Here is a 23,563-nt window from a genome sequence, read left to right as displayed (position 1 = left end):
GAGGCTCACAACCATGCGTCGCTCCATTGCGCCGCGGCGGGGGGAGCGGTATGAAGCGGGTCGCTACGATGCTCGGGCTGTCAGTGCTGGCCGTACTGATGTGGTGTGCCCCGTCTGCTGCATTCGCCACCGCGCCACCGGAGTTCTCCGGCGCGTACGTGATTGACGGCACCACGAAGTCCGTGCTCGGTGCGGATCGCGACCGGCTCGAGGCCCAGGTGCGTACGTTCGCTGCTGAGCAGGGTGTGCAACTGTTCGTGGTCTATGTCGATCGCTTCAGCTCGCCGGAGGATCCGGAGGCGTGGGGTGCCGCGACTGCACAGAAGAACTTCCTCGGTGACGACGGCGTGCTCTTGAGTATCGCCGTCGAGGACCGGCTGTTCGATCTCAATGCAGCGCAGAATCTCATTACGGACGACCAGTACAAGAAGCTCACGGATGACTATGTGCGGCCGGCATTGAAACAAAGCGACTGGACCGGGGTGATCGGCGAGACGCTCACCGGGATCGAGCAGGTTGTCCTGAGCCCCGAATCGAATGGCGTAGGCGTAGCCGTCGCAGTGATCGGTGGCGTCGTCGTGGTCGGTGGTGTTGCGACCGGAGTGATCGTAGCGCGGAATCGGAAACGCGCGAAGGAGACCGTGGAGGGTGCGGCCCCGGTCGCGTTGGCGGATCTCGAAGCAGAGGCAAGCGCGCTGTTGGTGCGTGTCGATGACGATGTGCGCAGCAGTGAGCAAGAACTCGGGTTCGCACAGGCCCAATTCGGGGCGGCCGCTGCGGAACCGTTTGCGGAGGCGATCGGCGAGGCTCGCGCGCAGTTGCAGGCAGCGTTCGAGCTACGCCAGAAACTCGATGATGACGTTCCAGACACTGATGAGCAGCGCAGGGCATGGCTCGGTGAGATCATCGATCGCTGCTCCGGTGCAAAGGAATCGCTTGACGCACACACGGAGTCGTTCTCCCGGCTCCGGGAAGTCGAGCAGCGCGCGCCCGAAGTGCTTGCACAGCTGAGTGCGGCGTTGCCGCGCGCGCGTGAGCAGTTGACTGCGGCTCGTCAGACCGTGGCCGGGCTGGCAGCGAGCTATGCGGAGACCGTCGTTGGTCAGCTGCAGCACAATCTCGGCGAAGCGGAGTCGCGGCTGGGGTTCGTCGCCGACTGCGTGGGGTCCGCAGAAACGGAGATCGCTGCCGGCGAACGTGCGGCGGCCGCGGTCACGCTCCGCGCAGCTGAGGCGGCGCTGGATCAGGCGAACACTCTGACGAAGTCACCTGAGCTGGTCGCAGCGGAGCTTGCGGAGAGCGCGCGCCAGCTTGAAGCTGCGCGGGCGGACCTCCAGGGCGATCTGCAGACGGTGGCCCAGTTGATCGGCGGCGCCGGTGAGGCCGATCGGCAGGCGCTTGAGGCAGCGGCGCAGCAGGTGAACGCGGTACTCTCCGCGGGAACGCAGGGCGACCCTGTGCGAGCGCTCAGTGCGGTCGCAGCTGCGAACGTGCAGATCGATGCTGCGATTGGGAGTGCGCGCGAGGCCGAGGAGCGCACGCGCCGCGCTGTGGCCGCGCGAGATGAAGCACTGGTCCCAGCGCGCGCCGAGGTGCTCGCTGCCGAGCAGTTCATCGAGACCAGACGGGGCGCTATTGGCGCCGAAGCGCGCACACGGCTCGCTGAGGCACAGCGTCAACTCCAGCTCGCGGAGCAGTACGCGCAGCCCGATCCTGCACGTTCCTATCAGCACGCCCAGTCGGCAACACAGTATGCGCGGGCCGCGTATCAGCTCGCGGGGAACGATGTTTCCGGATGGGGTGGTGGAGGCGGCTACGGCGGTGGCGGTGGCGGCTCGAACGGGAGTTTCGGTGGCGCCGTGCTCGGGGGCATCCTCGGCGGACTGCTGAGCGGCGGCGGGTCCGGTGGCGGGTCCGGAGGCGGCGGCTGGAGTGGCTCACGCGGCGGCGGAGGCGGGTTTCGTGGCGGATGGAACGGTGGCGGTTCCATTGGCGGCGGCGGTGGTGGCGGACGGCGGGGCGGTGGCGGCCGGTTCTGAACCGGATCTCACGCACTGCGTCGGCAGATTGAGACTTCGCTCACCCACTCGGGCGGGCGGTGGAAGCTCCTCCGAGCGAGTTCGGTGGAACGTAAGGAAAGGAAGCCGAAATGGCAAAACAGTCCATCCTTGGCCGGATTGCACAGCTCGCCAAGGCAAACATCAATGCGCTCCTGGATTCCGCCGAGGATCCGGAGAAAATGCTCAACCAGATGGAGCGTGACTTCAAGAACAGCATCGTCGACGCGGAGAGCTCGGTAGCGCAGACTATCGGCAACCTGCGCCTGATGGAGGCTGACCTGGAGGAGGATCGCAGAGCCGTCACCGAGTGGGGCAGCAAGGCAGCGGCCGCGTCGTCGCAGGCTGAGAAGCTCCGCGCATCCGGCGACGCTGCGGACGCTGACCGCTTCGACAACCTGGCGCGCGTCGCACTCTCGAAGCAGATCTCCTTCGAAAAGGAGGTTGCCACTGCTGAGCCCAGCGTCACCGCGCAGCAGCAGGTGGTCGACCAGCTCAAGACTGGCCTCCAGACGATGCGCGAGAAGCTCGTGCAGCTGCAGGCCAAGCGTGACGAGCTCGTCTCGCGCGGCAAGGTCGCTGACGCGCAGTCGCAGGTGCAAGATGCGGTGAAGAACCTCGATGTGCTCGATCCGACAAGCGAGCTGGGTCGCTTCGAGGAGAAGGTCAAGCGTCAGGAAGCGATGGTGCGCGGCCAGGCCGAGCTCGCAGCCTCGACGCTGGACGCACAGTTCAATGAGCTCGACGATCTGGGCTCCCTCAGCGAAGTTGATCTGCGCCTGCAAGCGCTCAAGCAGGGCGGCAACTAGCCACAGCGGGGTGAGCGCACCGGAAATCCCTCCGGTGCGCTCACCTAGTTCCGAGTGCGGAGCTTCTGGTAGGGGTGTGTCTGCACGCGCTCGGCGACCTCGGTGATGAGGTCCTCGGAGGATTTCCCAGCGCGAGCGGACGCCACGAGTCGACGAGTCACGCGGGCGGCAGCGCGGAGATTCATCGGCCTGCCCTCAATCCCAAACAGCAAACGTGCCCAGTCGGGAAGGAGGGCGAGCACGCCGTCCTGAATGTTGACCGCAGCCCACACTTTCAGCGGGTTGCCCGCGAGCGAGGGTTTGCGCATTGAGCGTGAGATCTCCGCGGCGGGGATGGTGAGCGCCATCCAGTCCTTGTTGTCATCAATGTAGCGATCAAGTGCTGCGCGACTGTCGGGCAGGAATTCCGCGTCGGTAATGCCGACGATACGGGCGGCCTCGTGCTGTTCGACCAGGAAACGATCTTGCTCTGCAACGGTAAGTGTTGGCCCGTACAAGTCTGCGGCCCGCAATACGCCGTACACAATGCAGTTGTGAGTCCACGCGAGCCACTCCTGCGTATCAGCGCGCAGTTCCTCTCCGGTGCGTGGATCGGTCCATGTGCTTGCGGCATGGAGCCGTTGCACTGCGGCCCCCGCGGCGTCAGCGTGTGCGCGGTCTCCGAATATCGTCGTATCGATGTACCGGCCGGTGCGCTCTCCGCGCCCCTCCATGTCTGTCGCGTACCCGCTGGTACCGGCGAAGACGCGCATCATCATCGGATTCAGCGACTGCAGGAGCAGGGCGGCGATTCCGCCGATCTTGGACGACGGGTCGGAGTAGAGGCGCCAGCTCACGCTGCCCGGTCCGAAATAGCCGCTGTCTCCTGTGGCTGTCGCGTCGGGAGCCCGGGTCTGCGCTGCGGCGGTGTTCCCGCTGTGCGCGACCGGACAGCCCGCTGCTGGCTCGCGTTTCGTTGTGTCGTGTGTGGTCATCGTGCTCCCCGTGATACATGCGCCGACGCGACGCCGTAGAAAATTGGATAATGTCCAACTATATTGCTTCGAGGCTTCCGTGGGGTGTCAGAACGAAGACTCGGTGTGAACTACTCGTGTGCACCTTGCACGAACGGATCCTCATCGCGTTTCGCCGCCACGACGGTCTCCGGTGCGGCTTCGGGCGTTCTCCCGAGCAGCGCGAGCATGGGGAACAGCAGCACTGTGAGCATGGCGGCCCCCACCATCGCCGCGGCGAGTTGCGAATCGAGCACACCGTGATCCGCGCCAATCGATGTGACCGCGATGACGAGCGGCAGCGTCGTCGCGGTAAACAGCGAAGCCGTGCGACGATCGCTGAGCGTGGTTCCCCGCCCCCCGGCGAACCAACCGGGCACCCCGCGCACTCCGAGCATGACCACGGTGAAGACCGGAACGAGTGCGAGGGCTGCGGGGTCCCCGAACAGCTCAGCGAGGGGGAACGATACCCCCGTCGCAATGAAGAACACCGGCACCAGGAAGCCAAACGCGACAGAGTCGAGCTTTGCCTCGATGACACGTAATTCCTCGGGGTCCCCGCCCTGCAGCACCACCCGAGCCAGCATTCCTGCCGTGAACGCACCGAGCAGGAAATCAACGCCCAGGGCGATGGCGAGCGCCACGAGCGCCGCGAGCAACAGGAGAACAAAACGCACGGCAAACTGTCCGCTCGTGTGCAGCGTGACTGACACCATGCGCCGTAGCCAGTGACGCGGGCCACGTCGCGCAAGCCAGAACGCCGCCCCGGCGACGGCGACAAACACCACGAGCACCAGGGTGCCCGCAAGCGGCTGTTTCCCGCTGAGGAACACAGAGATCGCAACGAGCGGCGCGAATTCTCCGATTGCGCCCGCGGTCGTAATCGCGCCGCCGAGGCGTGTCCCTGAGAGCCCGGCATCGCGCAGTATTGGCATGATCGTGCCCAGCGCGGTGCCGGTCAGCGCGACAGCGATCAGCACAGCCGACGCTGGATCCGGGCCGAGCCCAAACCCAGCACCCAGCGCGAGCAGCGCTGAGACACCCCACCAGCCGAGCGCCCGGCGCCCGGGAGTGCCACGGAGCGTCCCTGGGTCGATTTCGTTCCCGGCCATAAAAAACAGGGCGGCGAGGCCGAACTGCGAGACTGTGCCGAGCAGCTCAGTATCGGCCACCCACCCGAGCCCCGCGGGCCCGATCAGCATGCCCAGGCCAATCTCAAATACGACCAGTGGAATCACGAGTGCGCGGCGCACCAGCGCGGCGAGCAGCGGGGCAACCACCGCAACGAGCGGGATGAGTAGGGTGGTGAGCTCGGAGCTGGTCACTGGGATCCTCTCGACGCCTGTGGCGGGGATGCTGGCGAGTGCAGAACGACTGCACGCGATGCCCCATGCTAGCGAGCGGGCCCGCGCGATGCGACACTGGTGATATGGGGAAGAAGAGGGTGTTGGGAGGAGCAGCCACTGCCGCGATGGTGTTTGGGCTGATCGGCTGTGCTGTCGCGCCAGGCACGGGGGCCGTGGACGAGGGGGCCGCGCGTACGTCTGAGCAGCAGGAACTGTTGGGTGGCGACGTGATCGCGCCGGTGACCCAGGCAGTTGGTGAATTGCAGGGCGCGCGCATTGCGCTCGTGGTGGGTCAGTCCCTCGTCGTCGATACTGCTGGCCTCGACGTAGCGAGCTATCGCGGCGACGTCGCGGATCCCGAGATCGCCGTGTTTACTGCAGGGCTCCACGACGATAGCGCTGAGTTCCGCCCGGGTATCACGGCGCTCGCCGCGGGGTCCACCGAGGTGACGCTGACACACGAACAGGGCGGGATCGAGCCGCTCCATTTTGAGGTACTGGTCTCTCCAGCTCCGTAGTCGCTAGCGTGACACGCCGGTCTCGTGGGAGGTGTGCGTGCCGCGCGGGGTGAGTTCTCAGCCAGAATGCGGGGGCGACGGCTACTCTGAGAAACTGTGCTGAGCGAGCTGGAAACCTTCTCAACGACCGCGCTGTATTCGGCGATGATCGTGTACGCGATCGCCCTCGTCTTCTACGCGGTCGACCTGGCGAATCGAAGCGGAGACGCAGCCTCGGGAGCCCGAGATTCCGCGGCGGGGACCGCCGCGGTGACCGCCGCTGCGGGCGGTGGCGTTGCCACGATGACCCGCACGAAGACCACATCGACACCGATGAAGCAGCCGCGCTCGCGCGCCTTGCGCATCGGTTTCTCGCTCACGGTGCTCGGCTTCATCCTGCACCTCACCGCGACAGTGCTGCGCGGTATCGGTGCCGAGCGAGTGCCGTGGGCCAATATGTACGAGTTCGCGCTCACCGCGACCTGCGCAATCATGCTGATTTTCTTGCTGGTGCAGTTCTTTGTCGACCTGCGCTTCCTCGGAACGCTTGTGACCGGCATGGCAGTGCTGTTCCTCGGCATCACGAAGGTGAACTTTTACGTTGCCATTGTGCCGCTGCAGCCAGCGCTCGACTCCTACTGGCTGGTGATCCACATCCTGGTCGCGGTGCTCGCCGTCGCGTTCCTCACCCTCTCCTTCGGCCTCTCGGTGCTGCAGCTGATGCAGGCAAAGCGAGATGCGAAGCTCGCGGCGGGGCAACCGGGAGGCGCCCGCTTCCTCGCGACGCTGCCGTCTGCGGTGCGTCTTGAGGACCTCTCGTACCGCCTCGCGATCATCGGCTTCGTATTCTGGACCTTCACGCTGATCGCCGGTTCGATCTGGGCAGAGGCGGCGTGGAGTCGCTACTGGGGTTGGGACACCAAAGAAGTCTGGACCTTCGTAATCTGGGTGCTCTACGCCGGCTTCATTCACGCCCGCGCCACGCGTGGGTGGCGTGGCACACGATCCGCGTGGCTGTCGATCATTGCCTACGCTGCGGTGATCTTCAACTTCGCAATCGTGAACGTGTTCTTCAAGGGTCTGCACGCCTACTCCGGGTTGTAAGTCGCTCGGAGTATGCGGAGCATCGGGTGGGGCGGCGGGAGCCGTCCCACCCGATTTGTCTACTGCAGCACCTCGACGATTTCGGCCGGCTCGATGAAGCGGCCCGTGTAGCGGGTCCGCACGTCAGCGATCACGGGAGCGCCGTGCTGCAGTGCCCTGACAAGTCCGATCAGTGCCAGCGGATCGTCGGCCTCGGCCGCAACGAGCCAGCCTGCGTCCGCGAGGCCTGCCGCGTCAAACACGTGGAGCGCAACATCGCCGTCGCTCGCGAGTCCGGCGAGCGGGGTCTCGTCTGGGATTTCAGCGGTCGCACACGCAAGCCACTCTGAGGGCTCCCGCGAGGCGAAGCCCTCCTGCGGCACCGGATCGGCCCCAATCCCGCTCCACGCGCGGATCAGTGGACGCAGCAGAGCACAGCGACGAAGCTGCCGCAGCGCCCACTGGAGATCCTCGATCTCTGAGCCATGCAACCACACCATCAGGTCGGCGTCTGAACGGATCCCGCTCACGTCGTACCACCCGCGCACGAAGACACGTTCTTCGGCGAGCGAGGCGGTGACGTCCTCGAGTTCCTGGACAATGTCGGGCACATCGCGGCCGTCAAGTACGACCGGGTGCGATGAACTGAGGCGGAACACTGCGAACAGTGAGAACGCCACCTCTCCGGGATCCGCTGCGTGCGCGGGAGGTTCGACCGTTGACTGCTGCTGGGTGCTGACGTCTTCGCTCATACCCTCATCGTCTCGCGCGAGCGGCTGGGGCGCAAGCGTTCGCGCCCTCTGATGTCCAGGGGGCGCGAATACTCGGTCTGTAGGGGAATTCAAGTGCACCGTCGGCCTGAATTCCCCGGACACGCCTTAGGCGACGGAGACGGTCGGAAAAGCGACGTCAGGCGATTCCCCGTCGTCATACACCGTGGCCGGTGAGCCGATCACGAGTGGATCTGGCACACCAACGACGGCGTGATCCTTGTCCGGATAGTCGAAGCGGGAGAGCACCCAGCGCATCGCCTCGAGGCGCGCGCGCTTCTTGTCGTTTGATTTCACGACCGTCCACGGTGCGTGCGGAGTGTCCGTGTAGAAGAACATTGCCTGCTTGGCGGCGGTGTAGTCATCCCACTTGTCGATGCTCGCGAGGTCGGTCGGCGAGAGTTTCCACTGTTTCACCGGATCCTGCGAGCGTGCCATGAATCGCTCGTGCTGCTCCGCTTTGCCAACAGAGAACCAGAATTTGATGAGCCTGATCCCTGAGTTCACTAGCATGCTCTCGAACTCGGGGGCTGAGCGCGTGAACTCCAAGTACTGCTGCGGTGAGCAGTACCCCATGACCCGCTCGACCCCAGCCCGGTTGTACCACGAGCGGTCAAACAATACGAGTTCGCCTGCGGCGGGAAAATGCTGCACGTACCGCTGGAAGTACCACTGCGACTGCTCCCGCTCCGTCGGCACTTCGAGTGCGACCACGCGTGCGCCGCGGGGATTCATGTGCTCGGTGAATCGCTTAATTGCGCCGCCTTTGCCGGCGGCGTCGCGTCCCTCGAATAGGATCATGATCCGCTCGCCAGATTCCTTCACCCACGCCTGGAGCTTGAGGAGCTCAATCTGCAGGAGGCGTTTGCGCTCTTCGTATTCCTTGCGCGAAATCTTGGTGTCGTAGGGGTATCCCTGCCGCCACGCGGCGTTCGCGCCGGGATCCGGAGTCTCATCAAGACCGAGCAGTTCGCCGATCTCATCGATTTCGGGGGTCACGTCGACCTGGTCGGGCGAGGCCAACGCAAACTCCTCCGGATTGGACTCGGTGTGGTCGGGCGTGCGGATTGCTTCTCCCATGCGGGGATCCTTCCCTGTGCCTGCGTGTGGCTGTGTACCGTTCCAGTCTAGGGTGGGGATCCGCGGCTGATGCCTGCAGTCGACCCAGCTGTGCGGTGCGCGGGAGGTGCAGGCTGCGGCCACGATGCAACAAATTCAGGGACATTCACTAGTCTGGGAAGACGAACAACGTAGTGAGCCCGGGGGTGGGTGTGCGGAATTCTCCAGTTCTTCGGGAGCTTGAAGACGCGGTCAGTGAGTTCGAGCTGGCGTGCGCGCAGGAGAGCATCGACCCGGCGCTGCGTTACTTCGACCTGTATGCACTCGAGATCTGGTTTGGCTGCGTGCCCAACCGGCTTCGCGGGCTGCTCGGTGGTCTCATGGCCCGCGGAGCCCCGGAAAACAGCATCGTCGGAGCTGTGCATGCGTTTCTGCTGGGCGATCCGATGCCGACCACGCTGCAGGCGACCAGGCTCGATGATGAGGTGCTGCCCGAGGCAGAGCCGTTCGTGCGCATGTACGAGTACCGGCTGCGTGGCGACACTGCGATGGCTGCGAGAGTCGGAGCCGAGCTGATGTCGAAGCGGGTGCAGATGCACCCGGTCATCGACCGCAGGGGTGGCTGGAACCTGTTTCTCTCGGTGCAGCTGGGCACGACGGCCATGTTGGCAGGGGACATGCCGCAGGCATTGCTCCACTTCGCTGAGGCGCAGATCCACCCGCCTGCTCCCGTGCTGCGGTTCCTACTGCGAGAGGCGTATGCGAAGTCTGCGCTGCTTGAGGCGTGCGATGGGGATCCAGAGCTGGCGCGCGACTATGCGGCTCATGCGGCGGCGATCTCGCGCACTCGCAGTTGGACGGAGCCGGGCGTTGACGCGATCCTCACCGTGGTCGAAGCGCTTCTCGATCCAGACCTCGAAGCGGCCGACCGCCTCATCGCGACCGTGCAGCCCGGTCAGATCGGAGAGATGTGGCCGTTCTACGCGATTGCGAGGAGCCGCCTCCTCGCCGAGCGAGGCGCCTACGCCGATGCCGAGCGTCTCCTCGCGTTGCTCGATGGCATGGCGCTGCCTCGCACCAGGGGGATCGGCTACCCAGGCAGTATTGTCGCGCTGCTGCGGGCGAGCCTTCTGCTCGGGATGGACAACGCGCGCGGGGCCGAACAGCACATCGTGACCGCCGATCCCGAGTTGCATCGGACTCAACTCATGCTGGCGCTGCTGCATCTCAACGTCGGACAACCGAGGCGCGCGCTGCAGCGCGTGCTTGATATGCCGGAGAGTGGGCGGGAGCTGCGCCAGATCGCGCTCTGGAGGCACGGCGTGCTGGCGGCGGCTCACCTACGTCTCGAGCAACGCGACGAGTGTCACGAGGTGTTGCAGCGAGCGATGGCGCTGCCAGGTCGATTCACTGCGCGCGACGCTGCCGAATTTGATGACTCAGTGCGTGAGTTCGCAGTGAGCGTGATTCCAACCTGGCCGGAAGGCTTTGTGGTGAGTGGGCCGTTTGCCCGTGCCACCGCGGTGACAGGGAAGCACCTGACCGAGCGTGAGATCGAAGTGCTGGCGCTGCTCGCGAGCGGGCGTTCGCGCGAGGAGATCGCTGCGACGCAGTTCATTTCCCTCAACACCCTGAAGACTCAGTTGCGGTCCGTCTATCGAAAACTCGGGGTTTCGCAGCGCAGCGCGGCGGTGCTTGAGGCGCAGCGGCGCGGCCTCGTCTGATCCTGCACACCGCAACAGGGGGCGCTCGCCCGGGTGAAACGGGGGGTGAATTCTCTCCGTGGTAGTCACCGAGTTGTCTGACCTCGGTAGGGTGAAAGCGTTGTTTGCGCCCGCTGGTTCAGGTGTGCGCGACGACACGTGCGGCCCCGGATCTCACAGGGCCTAGCGCGGGCGCCTTCGGGGGAGGGCGCATGATAAATAATGGGGACTCTCGCGCGCGTCGTGCACGCATGCGGCCCGGAGGGAGTGGCGGTGGGGACCGCGACACCCTCCGGGGAGTCTTGCCCGTTTCCTAGCGCACGAGGCGGGCGATTGCCGCCGAAGCTTCTTCGAGCTTTTCGGTCGCGACAGCGCCACCCTCAGACGCCGCCGACGCGACACAGTGGCGCAGATGATCGTCGAGGAGCGCAAGCGCAACGCGTTCAAGCGCCTTGGTTGCCGCGGACACCTGGGTCAGGATGTCAATACAGTAGACGTCTTCCTCCACCATGCGGTGCACGCCGCGGACCTGGCCCTCCGCACGCCGCAACCGCTTCAGGAGATCATCCTTCTGATCGATATACCCGTGGGTCTGGTGCTCGCAGGTGTCGGCAGTTGCATCGCTCATGACCAGAACCATACACGCGGAAACCGGAGTGCGGCTGCGGGATCGCGCAGGGCGTAGCGCCGTGGCGAGAAGATCCGCTAGATGTCGGGCTGAGGCGGTTTCTGGCGAGAACGCCGATCTCGCACGAGTGCGACGCAGCCGCCCACGAGCAGCACGGTGACTGAGGCCCACACTGCACCGTAGATCACCCACTCTTCTGCCCCGATCCGTTCGCCGTTCAGCAGCGAAGCGACCACCAGGAGGGCTGGTTCGAGGTAGCTCACCAGCCCGAACACGCTCATCGTCAGCAGGCGCGACGCGGAAATGTAGAGCATGAGCGCGATTCCGGTCCATACCGCGAACAGCGGCGCCGCCCACCACAGGGCGGGGTTCGCCGCCGTCGAGGTGCCCGCTCCGATCTCGCGCACAAGAAACGCGAGTGCGAATAGCGATACCGACACAAACTCCCAGAACATCCCGCCAAGATGCGCTGTGCCGAGTGCGCGCCGCAGTACGAAGTAGACCGGATACCCGAGGGCGACGAGCAGCGTCTCCCATGAGACACCGCCAACGCGGATCAGCTCGAACACGACGCCGATCGCTGCGATCCCGGCTGCGAGCCACTGCCACCACACCAGACGGTCTTTGTAGAGGAAGCGGCCGATGATCACGAGTACGAGCGGCAAGAGGAAATACCCGAGCGCGACCTGGAGCCCGCGACCGTGCAACGGTGCCCAGCTGAACACCCAGAGCTGTGCCGCAACCAGAAATCCGCAAGCGAGGATTCCGAGCGCGAGCAGCGGTGTGCGCCTGACCCGATGCACGATCTCAGTGGCGAGATGCCACTGCCGCACCGCGAGGAGCGCAAGCGCGATCATCGGGATCGCGATGAGGTTCCGGATGCCCCACACTGCCTCAGCCGAGGCGGGGGAGAGCATAGGCGTGACGAAGTAGACGCCGGCGAACGCGAGTGATGACCCTACGGACGCGAGAAGCCCGCGTGATACCGGGGTGCGGGAGCCAAGCACTCCCGGCTACAGCGTGATCGCGCCGATGACCTCGCCGTAGGGAGTTTCCCCGACCGGTACGAAGCCAATGTGGAGGAAGAACTCCTCAGGGCCATCTTCGCCACGCTCCCAGAGCACGGTGAGCTTGGAGACTCCCCGTCGGCGCGCCTCATCAATGAGCGCGTTCACAGCGAAGGTACCGACGCCTTCCCCCTGGGCCTCGGCATCGACGTTGATGCGCCACAGTGCCGCCTGAAACTCCTCCTGCGAGGCTTCCGGATCAAAGTGGCCGTGGATGAACCCGACCACATTGGTGCCGTCGAGGACGACGCGCTGCCACGCAGTGTGGGCCGGGGTCACCGCGGCAGCGGCGGCATACGACACCGGGGTAACGAACTGCTCCTGGCCAGGCTTCAGACCGAGCGTGTTCACAGCGACGATGGTCGCAGCAGAGAGTTCTTCGAGTCTGAGATCGGTCATACCCCCAGGCTAGCGGGTGCCGGGCAGGGCGCAAGCCCCGAATGTGAAACCAGTGGAATGCCGCCCTCACGAAGCCCAGTCCAGGCTGTCTGAGGCATGTTCTAGCTGATTCCGGCGAGCGCCGCCCCCACCGCCGCCGCAGAAGAGTCTTCCGGCAGCACCTGCACACGTTCGCCCAGTTGTAGTTCGGTGAGGAACGGCGAAGCCGCAGACCACTCATCGAGGGTGGTGCGGATCCCATCCAAGAGCGGATCGCCCAGCAGCCGGAGACCTCCGCCAATGACGACGGTGTGCGGATCGAGTGCCAAGACGAGGAGACGGACACAATTCGCGGCACCGCGCACAAGGTACTCAAATGCGGTGCGCGCTTCGGCATCGCCTGCCGCGATCGCGCTGAGCAGGATCCGGCCGGGGTGGTCCCCGCCTGCTGGCCAGTACGTCTTCAGCGCTGAGCCGCTCGCGACCGTCTCGAGACAGCCGCGCTGCCCGCACGGGCACGGTCGCTCGAGTCGATCAACCGCGAGGTGACCGATCTCGCCTGCGACGCCGTGTGAACCGCGGAGTGGAGCACCGTCGACCACGAAGCCGGCAGACAGGCCGGTGCCGAGGTTGAGGTACGCGACGGTGCCGGAGAGTCCCATCAGATGCGCCGCCCCGATCGCCGCCGCGGTGACATCGTTGTCGAGCGTGACCGTGAGGCCGGTACGCTCGCTCAACAGCTCAGCGAGGGCGAGGCGTGCGACGTCGATGTTGTAGGCGTTGCGTACGACGCCGAGCTCACGGTCGATCTGGCCAGGAATCCCAATGCCGACTGAGGCGAATTCGCGCGCTGACCGAGCGGTGAGTCGCGCAAGTTCACGAATGGCGTGCTCGGCTGTGTCGAGCACGCCATCGGGGCCGCGCTCCGTGAGCAGTTGTGTCGATGCCACGACGGCACCGCTCAGGTCGAGGGCGACCGCAGCGGTTTTAGAGCCGCCGATGTCCATGCCGATCCGCAGTGCTTCGCTCATGCGCGAGCTCCCTCCGTGATGCGGAGCAGCGCGGCTCCAGCGAGTGCTGAGGAACCGTAGCTCGCCAGCTCAGCGTAACCGCCAGGGACGCCCGGATCAGCCGGCCAGCCCATGTCGACCGTGAGGACTGCGTGGCCGGCCGCTCGGAGCGCGTCGATACCAGCGCGAGCAAATGCGTGCCGGTGGAGATCGCGGCCGATCACGATCGTGCCGAGATCGCTGCTGGCCTCTGCGTCGGGCAGCCAGGGCACCGCCGTCGCGTGTGACACTGCGATTCCCGGCCGGCGTGCGAAACTGCGCGCGGAGTCCCCCTGCGGCAGCACGGGGTGCTCTGAGGTCGCGAACGGTCCCCACGGAGCGAAGCCGACGGCCATGTTTGTCTCGGCGTTCACCCGGATGACGCGGGCGGAAGGGTGTGCTGCGAGCCAGGCCCGCGCAGCAGCACCGCCGGCGAAGCTCGCGGCGATCCGGTCCAGTTCTGCCACGTCCGGTGCTTCCAGCGGAACCGGTGAGACGCCTTCTGAGGCACCGCTCACGGCGCGCAGTTCACGCACTCGTGCGGCGGCCTCACGCACGCGCGCTTCTTCGAGCCGGCCACTGTCGATCGCCGCGAGCACGTGATCTTCGATGTCGCGCATGCCGTCAGCGCCGGTCGAGGTGCCCAGGCAGAGCAGATCGCAGCCGGCGGCGAGCGCACGCACGGCGGCTTCTGGGATTCCGATGCCACCGCTTGCGCCCTGCATATCGAGTGCGTCGGTCACGATGGCCCCGACGAAGCCCAGTTGTTCCCGCAGGAGGCCCTGCAGGATCGGGCGACTGAACGTTGCCGGACCCGAGTCATCAAGGTGCGGCAGCAGGATGTGCGAGGTCATGATCGCACGTGCACCGGCTGCGATCGCGGCGCGGAAGGGCGGGAGATCACGCACATCGAGCAGCGCAAGGTCTGCGTCTACTTGCGGGAGGGCGAGGTGGGAGTCCTGTGCAGTGTCGCCGTGGCCAGGGAAGTGCTTGGGGCACGCAATCGCGCCAGCGCTTTGTAGCCCGCGTACCCAAGCCGCAGTGTGTCTGGCCGCCAGCTCGGGGTCTGTGCCGAAGCTGCGGGTGCCAATCACCGGGTTCTCAGGATTGCTGTTGACGTCGGCATCGGGAGCGAGCGCCAGGGTGAAGCCGGACGCGAGGATGTCGGTCGCGACGCGGCGGCCGATTTCCTCGGTATATGAGAGGTCATCGATGCGGCCGAGGATCGCGGCACCGGGATACGGTGCCCCGTTCAGGTAGTGCAGGCGGGTGACCTCGCCGCCTTCTTCGTCGATCGCGACCAGTGCGCCGGGGGCCGCAGACTGCAGTTGGGCGCCGAGCGCAGCGAGTTGCGCACGGTCTCGGACGTTCGCACCGTAGACGCAGACCGACTGGAGCCCGTTGCCGAGCGCCGCGATGATCCACTCCGGAGCCGTGAAACCGTCGAAGCCGGGCATGAGCGTTGCGCGCACTGCGAGCCGGAGCTCACTCGGTGCCGACTGCTGGGCGCCACTCATCCCTTGACCGCGCCACTGACGAGGCCGCTGGTCATACGACCCTGCACGAACATGAAGAAGATGATGACGGGGACCGCGACGAGCGTCGACGCGGCCATGACTTCGCCCCAGTCGATCGCGCGCGACGCAGACTGTTGGATGAAGCCCCGCAGCCACAGCGGGAGTGTCTGCATATTCGAATCCTGCAGGATCACCAGCGCCACCGTGAACTCGTTCCACGCCTGCAAGAAGGCGTACACGCCACTCGCAACGAGACCAGGTGCGAGCAGCGGGAACGTGATCCGGAGGAATGCCTGGGTGCGACTCAGGCCGTCAACCATGGCAGCCTCTTCAAGCTCAGCGGGGATCCCGGCCACGAAACCGCGCAGCATCCAGATCGTGAACGGCACCACGGCGGCAATATAGATAATGCTGACGCCGATGATGGAATTCAGGAGTCCGAGAGAGCCCATCAACTTGTACTGTGCGATGAACATCCCCTCGGCGGGAAGCATCTGAATAAAGAGGACAGCGAGTACGAAGCTGCGCCGCCCCTTGAACCGGAAGCGGCTGATCGCGAGCGCGGCCAGGAACGCAAAGAGGAGGCAGCACACGACTGCAATCCCCGCCACTGCGAGACTGATCCCGAGCGCCTGGAAAAAGCTGCCGCCCGAGAATACGGAGGCGAAGTTCTTGAATGAGCCACCGATTGGTAGCAGCGTCGGCGTGGTCTTCTCAAGCACGACCCCTGGCAGCAGTGAGGAGTTCAGCATCCAGTAGACCGGGAAGACCCAGACGAGGGCGAGCACGACAGCGAGTGCTCCGAGAAGCGCACGCGGGAGCCGACGCGGCCGGGAACGCCCGCGCTCCCGCACGACCTCGATCGGTGCGGTCATGGTGAGGGTGTCGGTGCGGCTCATGGCTGCTCATCCTCCTTGACGAGGTTTCGGACGTAGGCCCAGCTGAGGGCGATGGTGAGCAGCAGGACAAAGATCGACATTGCGCTCGCCATGGCGAAATCGCTCGAGCCGACTCCGAGCTGATAGATGTACGTGCCGAGCACATCGGTTTGGCTCGCGATGGAGCCGCGATCCTGCAGCAGTTTGATCTGAGTAAATACGCGCAGGTTCCAAATGATCTGCAGCAGCATGACGATGCCGAGGATCGGTTTGATCACCGGAAGGATGATGTAGCGCAGGCGCTGCCAGTGCGACGCGCCGTCCATCTGCGCGGCCTCAAGGACCTCGCCTGGCACCTGTGTGAGGGCGGCATACACCGAGAATGCGACGAACGGGACGCTCATCCAGACGACGATGATCATGGCGACCGCGAAAAACGAGAGCGGATCCTGCAACCAGTTGTGCCCTTGGACGGGGAAGCCGAGGCTCGAGAGGACCCAGTTGACGAGGCCACGGCGCCAGTCGAAGATCCAGTTCCAGATGGTCATCGCGGCGACAACCGGAGTGGCCCAAGCGAGCAGAAGTGCGATCTGAAGGCTGATCCGGATCCACGTAGGGATCGCCTGCATGAGCAGGGCGAGGCCGACACCGATGATCATGGTGACCCCTGCGGTGATGAGGCAGAAGGCGACCGATCGGGCCACCACGAGCCAGGTGGTCGGGTTCGTGAACAGCTCAATGTAGTTGGAGAACCACACCCACTCGGGGGGACTGCCAAACTGCTGTGCGAGACCGAAGTGCTGCATCGAGGTGATGAGCTGCCAGATGATCGGATAGCCGAGCGCCAGCAGCACGATCAGTGTTGCGGGGAGCAGCAGGGCATACGGGGTCAGCCGGAACCTGCGCCGCTGTGTGGCGGGCGGGGCGCTCGTGGTCATCGCAGGGCCTCTCGAGGGTGGTGGAGACGTTGGGGGTGCGGCGCTGGCCGCACCCCCAACACGGTTACTTCTGGTTGAGCAGCGCGTCGAGCTCGGCGTTGGTGTCCTTCGCCAGCTTCTCGAGGTCTTCAGCGTCGCGGATCTTCGCGAAGAAGCCCTCCATGACGTTCTTTGCCTCGACGGCGGCCCAGCCGGGTGCGGCCGGGGTTAGCTTCGAGTTTGCAGCCGACTCGATGAGGGCCTTCGCGAACTGGTCATCTCCGAGCGAGGAGGCGTAGGCCTGGTTCGCGGGACCCAGTCCGTTCTTGCCGAGCATCGTCTGGTAGTCCTCGGAGTAGATGATGCGCAGCAATTCCTTGGCGAGCTCTGGCTCCTTCGACTTCGCTGAGATGCCGATGTTCGAGCCGCCGGCGAAGACCGGTGCGGGCTCTCCGTCGTTGCCCGGCAGTACGAAGGTGCCGAAGACGTCGTCATTCCACTCGCGGGCCGGCTCGCCGTCCTCGCCGGTCACAAGATCACCGATCGACCAGTGCGCCCAGCCCGGAGCCATGATGGTTGCGGCCGCGAGCGAGAGGTCGTCTGTGACTTCGCCATCCTCATCTTTGACCTGATCCGAGTCGTTCAGGAACTGGTACTGGTTCGCGTCCTTCGCGTCGTTCGGGGCGTTCGAAGCCGTGCGGTAGATCGCCTGCAGCTGCTCGAGGCCGGTGATCGCCTCGGGGGAGTCGAGCGTTGCCACCCACTTGCCGTCCTTGAGCTCAGCGATTTCGCCCCCGTTCGCGAAGATCCAGGAGATACCGTCGCGCCAGTCCTGGCCACCGAGGTAGAAGCCGGAGAACTTGTCGATCCCCTTCGGGTTCTTCTCCGTGATCGCGGTGACTGCCGAGTTGAACTCGGCGAGCGTCTTCGGGAGCGCAACGCCTGCGGCGTCCCACACGTCCTTGCGGTAGAACATGTAGCGCGAGCCGAAGTAGTAGGGGAGCGTGTAGTTCTTGCCGTCGACTTCTCCGACCTCAACGAAGGAGGGGATGAGGTCGTCGCCGCCGAGCTCGTCCTTCATGTCGCTGATGTCGAGGAACGCGCCAACGTTCGTGAATGTGGGCGACTGAGTGTTGCCAATCTCGGCGACGTCCGGGGTGTTGTTCGCATCGGGCAGGGCGGTGGTGAGCTTGGTGACGACGTCGCCCCAGCCCTGCTCCTCAATCTTGAGGGTCGCACCGGTCTTGTCCTTGAACTCGGTCTTCAAGTAGTCACGCAGTTCGTCGGGCGTATCGCCACCTGCCAGCCAGAGCGTGATCGACTTGCCGTCGCCCTCCGCGCTCCCGCCACCCTGGGCCCCCTGGCTGCAGCCGGTGAACAGCAGCAGTGAAGCCACGGCCGCGGCGGTGAGACCTGTGAGCTTTCTCTTCATGGTGTTTTCCTTTCGGTGGGCGTCGCGCGGGTCCCCGTGCGATGCGTGTCGTGCGTTCCCACTGGGCGGGAACGCGGTCTGTGTTGGGTTGTGCGAGTGGTGTTCGTATGGGTAAGAGAGCGCTGTGCTGACTGGGGGCCGGTCTGTCTGGGAACCCGTCAGCTGATCCCGAGCTGGTCCTTCACGACCGTTGCGGTGGCGCCGCGCAGGATCAGATCGGCACCCTGTGTGCTCGTGCGGAGCAGGAGGTCGTTGTGGGTGTCTGGCATCGTGCGACGGGTGATGATCTCGCGAGTGGCATCGGCGAGAGTTGCACCGATGAGTTCGAGGGGGCCGGCGAGCACGATCTCTGCAAGGTTGAGTACGCCAACGACGGGCGCAAGCGCAATGCCCAGCCGTTGGCCGGCTTCGCGGAGCACCCGCTCGCGCTCGGCCGGGGTGGCGGCAGCACCCGTGGCCTGGGTGAGGGACGGGACGGAGAGCCAATGCTCGAGTACCTGATCGCGCGCGTAGGGGGTGTTGAGGCCGAGGTCGGTGCCGACCATGACCTGACCGATCTCGCCGGAGGCGAAGCGGTACCCGGCGACGGGGAGGCCGTCGATGATGAGGCCAGAGCCCACACCGTGCCCGATGGTGACCAGGATGAAGTTGTCGCTGGATTCACCAAAGCTGTACTCGGCGAGGGCAGCGACGTTGGCGTCGTTCGCGACAACGGTTGGGAGCCCGGTGCGCTCTGCGAGCATCTCGCGCAGGGGCAGGTCCTCCCACCCAAGGTTGGGGGCAGTGCGGACCACTCCGGCGTCATCGACCACGCCGGGAGTGCCGACACCGACGCCGAGGAGCGGAACCGTGGCTGCTGCGCCGAGTTCGCATGCGAGTTGGATCGCGAGTTCGCTCGCGGTCTCGCCCGTTGCACCAGCGCGCTGCACTTCGGCGCGCGAGAGCACCTGGCCGTCGATGGTGACGACGGCGCCGCGCATGGTGAGGTGGTCGCTCAGGTCGAGCGCAACCACGGCGAAGGCATCGCGGGCGAGATCGAGGAGGATGGCTGGCTTGCCCGGACGCAGCGATTCTTGCTGACCGAGTTCGTGCAGGAGGCCCTCGGTCACGAGTTCAGCGACGAGGCCGGAGACGGTGACTTTGGTGAGGCCCGTGGCACGAGCCACATCAGCACGGCTGAGCGGACCTGCCGTGTGCAGCGTCTGCAAGACCAGGGTGCGATTGTGCTGCTTCGCATCGCCGGGCGTCGCTTTGACTCCGCGGCGCAGCGCGGGAGCAAGGGCCGAGGCCTGGGTGCGCGTCGATGCAGCGGTCATGAGAGTTAGTAAAGCTAACGAACTAAATAATCGCAAGTCCAAGCGCGGACTTTTTTCCGTCGTGACCGAACCGTGACCGAACCGTGACCGACGCCTGGCCGCACGAAGGCCACGTGGTGGCCGGAGGGCGCCGGGCCGGGCCGCTCCGAGGCAACGGCCCGGCCCGGCAGCGTTCGCCTCTATTCCACGCGGGCGCCGCTAGCCGCGTCGAACAGGTGCAGGTGGTCGAGTGTGGGGACGAGGGTGACCGTGTCGCCCGCAGCTGGGTGCACGCGTCCGTTGACGCGGGCGACCACCTCGACCCGGTCGGTCTGGCCGGCGAGGTGCCCGTAGAGGTATCCATCGGCGCCGAGCTCCTCGACCAGGTCCACCACCACGGGCAGTCCAGGCGTCCCCTCCGGCGCGAGCACCAGATCTTCGGGCCGCACACCGATCACGACCGCACCAGTCAGCTCTCCACGCGTGGCAGGGCTGAGCGCCACCTCATATGAGCCGATACGGGCGGACTCGCCTGCGACCTCGGCGGTCAGCAGATTCATCGCGGGCGACCCGATAAACCCTGCGACGAATACGTTGTTCGGGGTTTCATAGAGTTCGCGCGGCGTGCCCAACTGCTGCAACCGGCCGTCTTTGAGCACAGCAATGCGATCGCCCATCGTCAGTGCCTCGGTCTGATCGTGGGTGACGTACACCGTCGTCACCCCCAGCCGCCGCTGCAACGATGCGATCTGGGTGCGGGTCTGCACACGCAATTTCGCGTCGAGGTTTGAAAGCGGCTCGTCCATCAGGAATGCCTGAGGCTTGCGCACGATCGCGCGGCCCATCGCAACACGCTGTCGCTGTCCGCCAGAGAGCGCCTTCGGTTTGCGGTCAAGCAGCGGCTCGAGATCGAGCATTCGCGCGGCTTCGAGGACTCGCGTGCGGCGTTCTTCGGCGCTGATCCCAGCAATCTTGAGTGCGAAGCCCATGTTGTCGGCGACGGTCATGTGCGGGTACAGGGCGTAGTTCTGGAAGACCATCGCGATGTCCCGATCCTTCGGAGCAGCGTGGGTGACATCCCGGTCGCCCAAGAGCACCCGGCCGGAGTCCACTTCTTCGAGCCCAGCGAGCATGCGCAGCGTGGTTGATTTCCCGCAGCCGGACGGTCCCACGAGGACGAGGAATTCACCGTCGCTGATCTCTATATCGAGGCCGTCGACCGACGGAGTGGTCGCTCCCGGGTACACGCGGGAGACATTTTCAAACGTGATTGATGACATGTTTCCTCCACCGGCAGGCACGTGCCGGACGATCCGTTGTAGAAGACGGCGCCCGCCGGGGGCACCGCGCCCGTCGTTGGGCGCGCTCAGGCTAACACAGCGGACACCGAGGCCCACTCCTGTCACCGCAGTTCCCGCTCCGTGTACAGTCTGAAGCACATCATCGCTCCCTGGCCGGAGCGGTGTCGCCGTGGGGGGAGAGCGCATGCGCGCACGTGAAATCCGGGAAATTCGGACGCTGCTACTCGGGGGCGAGTCGGTGCGGCTGGTCGCCCCGCAAGAGACAGGGCGCACACACCTGCTGGACCAAATTGCGCTGGAGATGGAAACCAGGGGTTACTCCACCTTTCGCGTGACGGGACGCCGCGCGTTCCGCGATCAGCCCTATGTTGCACTTCGCGAGGCGGGGCTCGTGAGCCTGCGCGGAGCACAAAGCGAGAGCGATATTGCCGATGAGCTCATTCAAGGGCTCGTCTCCATCGCACACCCGGTGCTGCTGATCGACGACGCTGAGCACCTTGATCTCACCTCGGCGTACCTCCTCGAACAATTGCGCGCGCGGCGCTCCATCCCCGTCGTCGTGGTGTCGCCGCCGTTTGTGATGCTCGACGCGCACGGCCGAGCCGCCACAAACAAGATCCGCACACAGGCCAGACTCGAACTCTCCCCGCTGGGCTACGCCCAGATCAGCTTGCTCGCACAACGCGTTCTCGGCGCACCAGCACGGCCTGAGGTCGTTGCTCAGGTGCTTGCGATGTCCTCGGGCATGATGGGAGTTGCCGACTCGATCTTCCGTTCAGCGGTTCGGGAGCAGCGCATTGTGCAGCAGGAAAGCGGCTGGTCCTTGAACGCCGATTCGCTGTGGAACGTGCATCTGCGCACCACGGTCGAGCAACTGCTCGGAGACCTTGGACGCGACGAGTTCCGCACGCTGCACGCCATCGCGCTGGCGGAGAGCATATCGACTGAGCGACTCCAGGAAATCGCTGGTGAGTCTCTGATCACGCTGTCCCAGCGAGGCCTGCTCACTACGTTTGCCGATGCGAACGAGGGCACACAGGTGGCGCCGCGGCCGTCGCTCATCAGCGACTACTTCCAACAGCAGCCCATCGGTCCGCTGCACTACGAAGCGCTTGCGTTGGTGCGCAGGCTCGAAGATCCCGCCGCTCGGGATCGTGCACTCGCGTATTCCTCGGGACAAGTGGCACGTGCAAAGACCTTCGACCGCTCGGAGAACCGGGGCACTGGGATGGCGCGCCATCAGCAAGCGAAGGCGGCCCATCTCCTCGCTCAGAGCGCTCGAGAATGGCGGCGTGATCCCACGGTTCGAAACGCGGTGGAGTATCTTGACCTGCTGATCGCGTCCGATGCATACGTCTCAGGGGCGACGCGCGTTCTTGAGCACACCCCCAGAACAGGCACTGATCAGTTTGCGCTCCGGCTCGGCTTGCACCAGAGTTTCTGGCTCACCCAGGTGGACACCGCCGACGCGCGGGGCGCCCTCCGCGCATTTGTTGAGTCAGAGCAAGACCCGACGCTGCGCGCTGCGTTCGCGGCGCACGAGGCGTTCTTGCTGTTCTCCAAGCTGGGGATGGACGCCAGCGTGGCGCAGTGGTGGGAAGACTCTGCCGATCTGAACGACAGCTTTTCAGTGGTGTTCAGACACCACATTGGTGTGCTGACTGGGCAGATCGAAGTACCGCTCGCGCCTGAGGAGATTGACCCTGATTTCGAAGTGCAGCGGTGGGTGAGCACGGTCTCCAACACAGTACTCCGGTCACGTCATGCCAGTCCGGAAACGTACGAGCGAGAGCTCACCGAGCAGTTCGTGACGGCGCGAGCTTCGAGCGATTACCGCCAAATCACGGTGAGTGCGTACTTTCTCTCGCAGCTGCAAGCGGCAACGTTCCGTGACCTGCTCGCCACTGACACGGTGAGCGTGACACTCGCGATGGGGGGATCCCACCTCGCATTCGCCCACTACTTCGTTGCGCAGCTGCGGTGGGCGGCCTACGTGCACTATCGGCACGGTGAACCAGATCTTGCACGCTCGGTGCTTGCTGAGACCGCCCGCTACCCGGGGATCCATGGCCCGCTCCCTGCAATGCACGCGGCATTCGGACGAGCGATCGAGCAGCTCGTCGAGGGCGAGCGAGATGCCGCAGTCGAAGAACTGCTCGCTGTTTCGGCAGAGAGCAGCAGGGCACTGCTGGGAGATGCTGCGTGGACGTACGCCGTCGTGGCCTTTACGGAGCGGCCGACCGCGGAGGTTTTCGCGCAGCTGAAGCGCGTCGCCCCGCAGACTGCCCACAGCACCGAGCCACTGCTGCACTTGATCGAGTGTGCTTTGGGCCGGGCACCCGAGATCGCAGAGTTTGCCCAGCAGATGACGCGCGATGCAGAGATCGCCACCGCGATTTCCCTCCTCACTGCGATCCACCAGGAACGCCGGCCCGCGCCGGAGGGGGCAGCGGATCCCTATCAGGATGTGCTCGCGGACACGGTCATTGAGCTTCGCGCACTACTTGCCGCAGGCACCGCACAGATCGCGGCACCGCATGAAACACCGCACGCGACGTCCGCGCCGCTGACGAAGCGCGAGTACGAAATCGCGATGCTCGCAGAGACGTTACACAACCGGGAAATCGCGGAGCGACTCTCGCTCAGCGTGCGCACAGTTGAGAACCACCTGGCCCGGGCGATGAAGAAGCTCGGAGTGACCTCGCGCTCGGAGCTTTCCACGACGCTTGCATTGACCGCGGATCGCTGAGCGGTGGGCGCGAGGAACTCGGCGTGCACGATATGC

Annotated in this window: 20 protein-coding genes; 6 read left to right on the top strand and 14 right to left on the bottom strand. The window is 65.2% G+C overall.

Annotated features, from left to right (window positions below):
• The first annotated feature begins 50 nt into the window (after positions 1 to 50).
• Both K1X41_RS07410 and K1X41_RS07405 read left to right on the top strand, forming a co-directional pair.
• Complete coding sequence (locus tag K1X41_RS07410; protein ID WP_220175708.1) at positions 51 to 2,039, top strand: TPM domain-containing protein; 1,989 nt, start codon at positions 51 to 53, stop codon at positions 2,037 to 2,039.
• Between the two features lie 110 nt (positions 2,040 to 2,149).
• Positions 2,150 to 2,866 carry a PspA/IM30 family protein gene (locus tag K1X41_RS07405; protein WP_132206107.1) on the top strand — a complete coding sequence of 239 codons (717 nt, stop codon included), beginning with the start codon at positions 2,150 to 2,152 and terminating at the stop codon, positions 2,864 to 2,866.
• A gap of 44 nt (positions 2,867 to 2,910) precedes the next feature.
• Here K1X41_RS07405 and K1X41_RS07400 read toward each other — a convergent pair whose 3' ends face one another.
• Positions 2,911 to 3,840, bottom strand: a complete 930-nt coding sequence (locus K1X41_RS07400; protein WP_220175707.1) for an oxygenase MpaB family protein — start codon at positions 3,838 to 3,840, stop codon at positions 2,911 to 2,913.
• A 110-nt stretch (positions 3,841 to 3,950) separates the two neighbouring features.
• Positions 3,951 to 5,183, bottom strand: coding sequence for a cation:proton antiporter (locus tag K1X41_RS07395; protein ID WP_220175706.1), 1,233 nt, complete (start codon positions 5,181 to 5,183; stop codon positions 3,951 to 3,953).
• Positions 5,184 to 5,287: 104 nt separating this feature from the next.
• Here K1X41_RS07395 and K1X41_RS07390 point away from each other — a divergent pair, with 104 nt between their 5' ends.
• The gene (locus tag K1X41_RS07390; RefSeq protein WP_220175705.1) at positions 5,288 to 5,722 is read left to right on the top strand and encodes a hypothetical protein; all 435 of its coding nucleotides are present in this window, start codon (positions 5,288 to 5,290) and stop codon (positions 5,720 to 5,722) included.
• Between the two features lie 96 nt (positions 5,723 to 5,818).
• Entirely contained in the window at positions 5,819 to 6,805 is a 987-nt protein-coding gene (gene ccsB, locus K1X41_RS07385) for a c-type cytochrome biogenesis protein CcsB (protein WP_396426505.1), read from the top strand.
• A 59-nt stretch (positions 6,806 to 6,864) separates the two neighbouring features.
• Here ccsB and K1X41_RS07380 read toward each other — a convergent pair whose 3' ends face one another.
• Entirely contained in the window at positions 6,865 to 7,536 is a 672-nt protein-coding gene (locus tag K1X41_RS07380; RefSeq protein ID WP_132206115.1) for a chlorite dismutase family protein, read from the bottom strand.
• Positions 7,537 to 7,662: 126 nt separating this feature from the next.
• On the bottom strand, positions 7,663 to 8,634 hold the full coding sequence (gene ppk2 / locus K1X41_RS07375) for a polyphosphate kinase 2 (protein ID WP_133617232.1): 972 nt from the start codon (positions 8,632 to 8,634) through the stop codon (positions 7,663 to 7,665).
• A 191-nt stretch (positions 8,635 to 8,825) separates the two neighbouring features.
• Between ppk2 and K1X41_RS07370 the strand changes: the two genes are divergently transcribed.
• Positions 8,826 to 10,337 carry a helix-turn-helix transcriptional regulator gene (locus tag K1X41_RS07370; RefSeq protein WP_133617233.1) on the top strand — a complete coding sequence of 504 codons (1,512 nt, stop codon included), beginning with the start codon at positions 8,826 to 8,828 and terminating at the stop codon, positions 10,335 to 10,337.
• 292 nt (positions 10,338 to 10,629) lie between these two features.
• Here the strand turns inward: K1X41_RS07370 and K1X41_RS07365 are convergent, their stop codons facing one another.
• The 10 genes from K1X41_RS07365 to K1X41_RS07320 all read right to left on the bottom strand — a co-directional run bounded on the left by K1X41_RS07365 (position 10,630) and on the right by K1X41_RS07320 (position 20,757).
• The gene (locus tag K1X41_RS07365; protein ID WP_132206121.1) at positions 10,630 to 10,944 is read right to left on the bottom strand and encodes a metal-sensitive transcriptional regulator; all 315 of its coding nucleotides are present in this window, start codon (positions 10,942 to 10,944) and stop codon (positions 10,630 to 10,632) included.
• A 77-nt stretch (positions 10,945 to 11,021) separates the two neighbouring features.
• Positions 11,022 to 11,951 (bottom strand): EamA family transporter RarD, encoded by a 930-nt coding sequence (gene rarD, locus K1X41_RS07360; protein WP_133617234.1) that lies wholly within the window; start codon positions 11,949 to 11,951, stop codon positions 11,022 to 11,024.
• Between the two features lie 6 nt (positions 11,952 to 11,957).
• Positions 11,958 to 12,410, bottom strand: coding sequence for a GNAT family N-acetyltransferase (locus tag K1X41_RS07355; RefSeq protein ID WP_132206125.1), 453 nt, complete (start codon positions 12,408 to 12,410; stop codon positions 11,958 to 11,960).
• Positions 12,411 to 12,511: 101 nt separating this feature from the next.
• Positions 12,512 to 13,420 (bottom strand): ROK family protein, encoded by a 909-nt coding sequence (locus tag K1X41_RS07350; protein WP_243642956.1) that lies wholly within the window; start codon positions 13,418 to 13,420, stop codon positions 12,512 to 12,514.
• A complete protein-coding gene (locus K1X41_RS07345; protein ID WP_220175704.1) occupies positions 13,417 to 14,955 on the bottom strand; it encodes a glycoside hydrolase family 3 protein in 1,539 nt (512 codons plus the stop codon). The genes K1X41_RS07350 and K1X41_RS07345 overlap by 4 nt, the downstream gene beginning before the upstream one ends.
• Entirely contained in the window at positions 14,952 to 15,854 is a 903-nt protein-coding gene (locus tag K1X41_RS07340; protein ID WP_207907471.1) for a carbohydrate ABC transporter permease, read from the bottom strand. The genes K1X41_RS07345 and K1X41_RS07340 overlap by 4 nt, the downstream gene beginning before the upstream one ends.
• Positions 15,851 to 16,771, bottom strand: a complete 921-nt coding sequence (locus K1X41_RS07335) for a carbohydrate ABC transporter permease (protein WP_132206129.1) — start codon at positions 16,769 to 16,771, stop codon at positions 15,851 to 15,853. Before K1X41_RS07335 ends, K1X41_RS07340 begins: the two co-directional genes overlap by 4 nt.
• A 64-nt stretch (positions 16,772 to 16,835) precedes the next feature.
• Positions 16,836 to 18,182, bottom strand: a complete 1,347-nt coding sequence (locus tag K1X41_RS07330; protein WP_220175703.1) for an extracellular solute-binding protein — start codon at positions 18,180 to 18,182, stop codon at positions 16,836 to 16,838.
• Between the two features lie 158 nt (positions 18,183 to 18,340).
• Positions 18,341 to 19,498, bottom strand: coding sequence for an ROK family transcriptional regulator (locus K1X41_RS07325; RefSeq protein ID WP_132206133.1), 1,158 nt, complete (start codon positions 19,496 to 19,498; stop codon positions 18,341 to 18,343).
• Positions 19,499 to 19,677: 179 nt separating this feature from the next.
• Positions 19,678 to 20,757, bottom strand: a complete 1,080-nt coding sequence (locus K1X41_RS07320; protein WP_220175702.1) for an ABC transporter ATP-binding protein — start codon at positions 20,755 to 20,757, stop codon at positions 19,678 to 19,680.
• Positions 20,758 to 20,962: 205 nt separating this feature from the next.
• On the opposite strand from K1X41_RS07320, the gene K1X41_RS07315 reads away from it, so the two are divergent.
• On the top strand, positions 20,963 to 23,527 hold the full coding sequence (locus tag K1X41_RS07315; RefSeq protein WP_220175701.1) for a helix-turn-helix transcriptional regulator: 2,565 nt from the start codon (positions 20,963 to 20,965) through the stop codon (positions 23,525 to 23,527).
• Positions 23,528 to 23,563 lie beyond the last annotated feature (36 nt).

It is taken from the genome of Leucobacter luti (genome assembly GCF_019464495.1).
Taxonomy (GTDB): domain Bacteria; phylum Actinomycetota; class Actinomycetes; order Actinomycetales; family Microbacteriaceae; genus Leucobacter; species Leucobacter luti_A.
The sequence above is the reverse complement of the archived record's forward strand: the minus strand, read 5'-3'. Positions and strand labels throughout refer to the sequence as shown.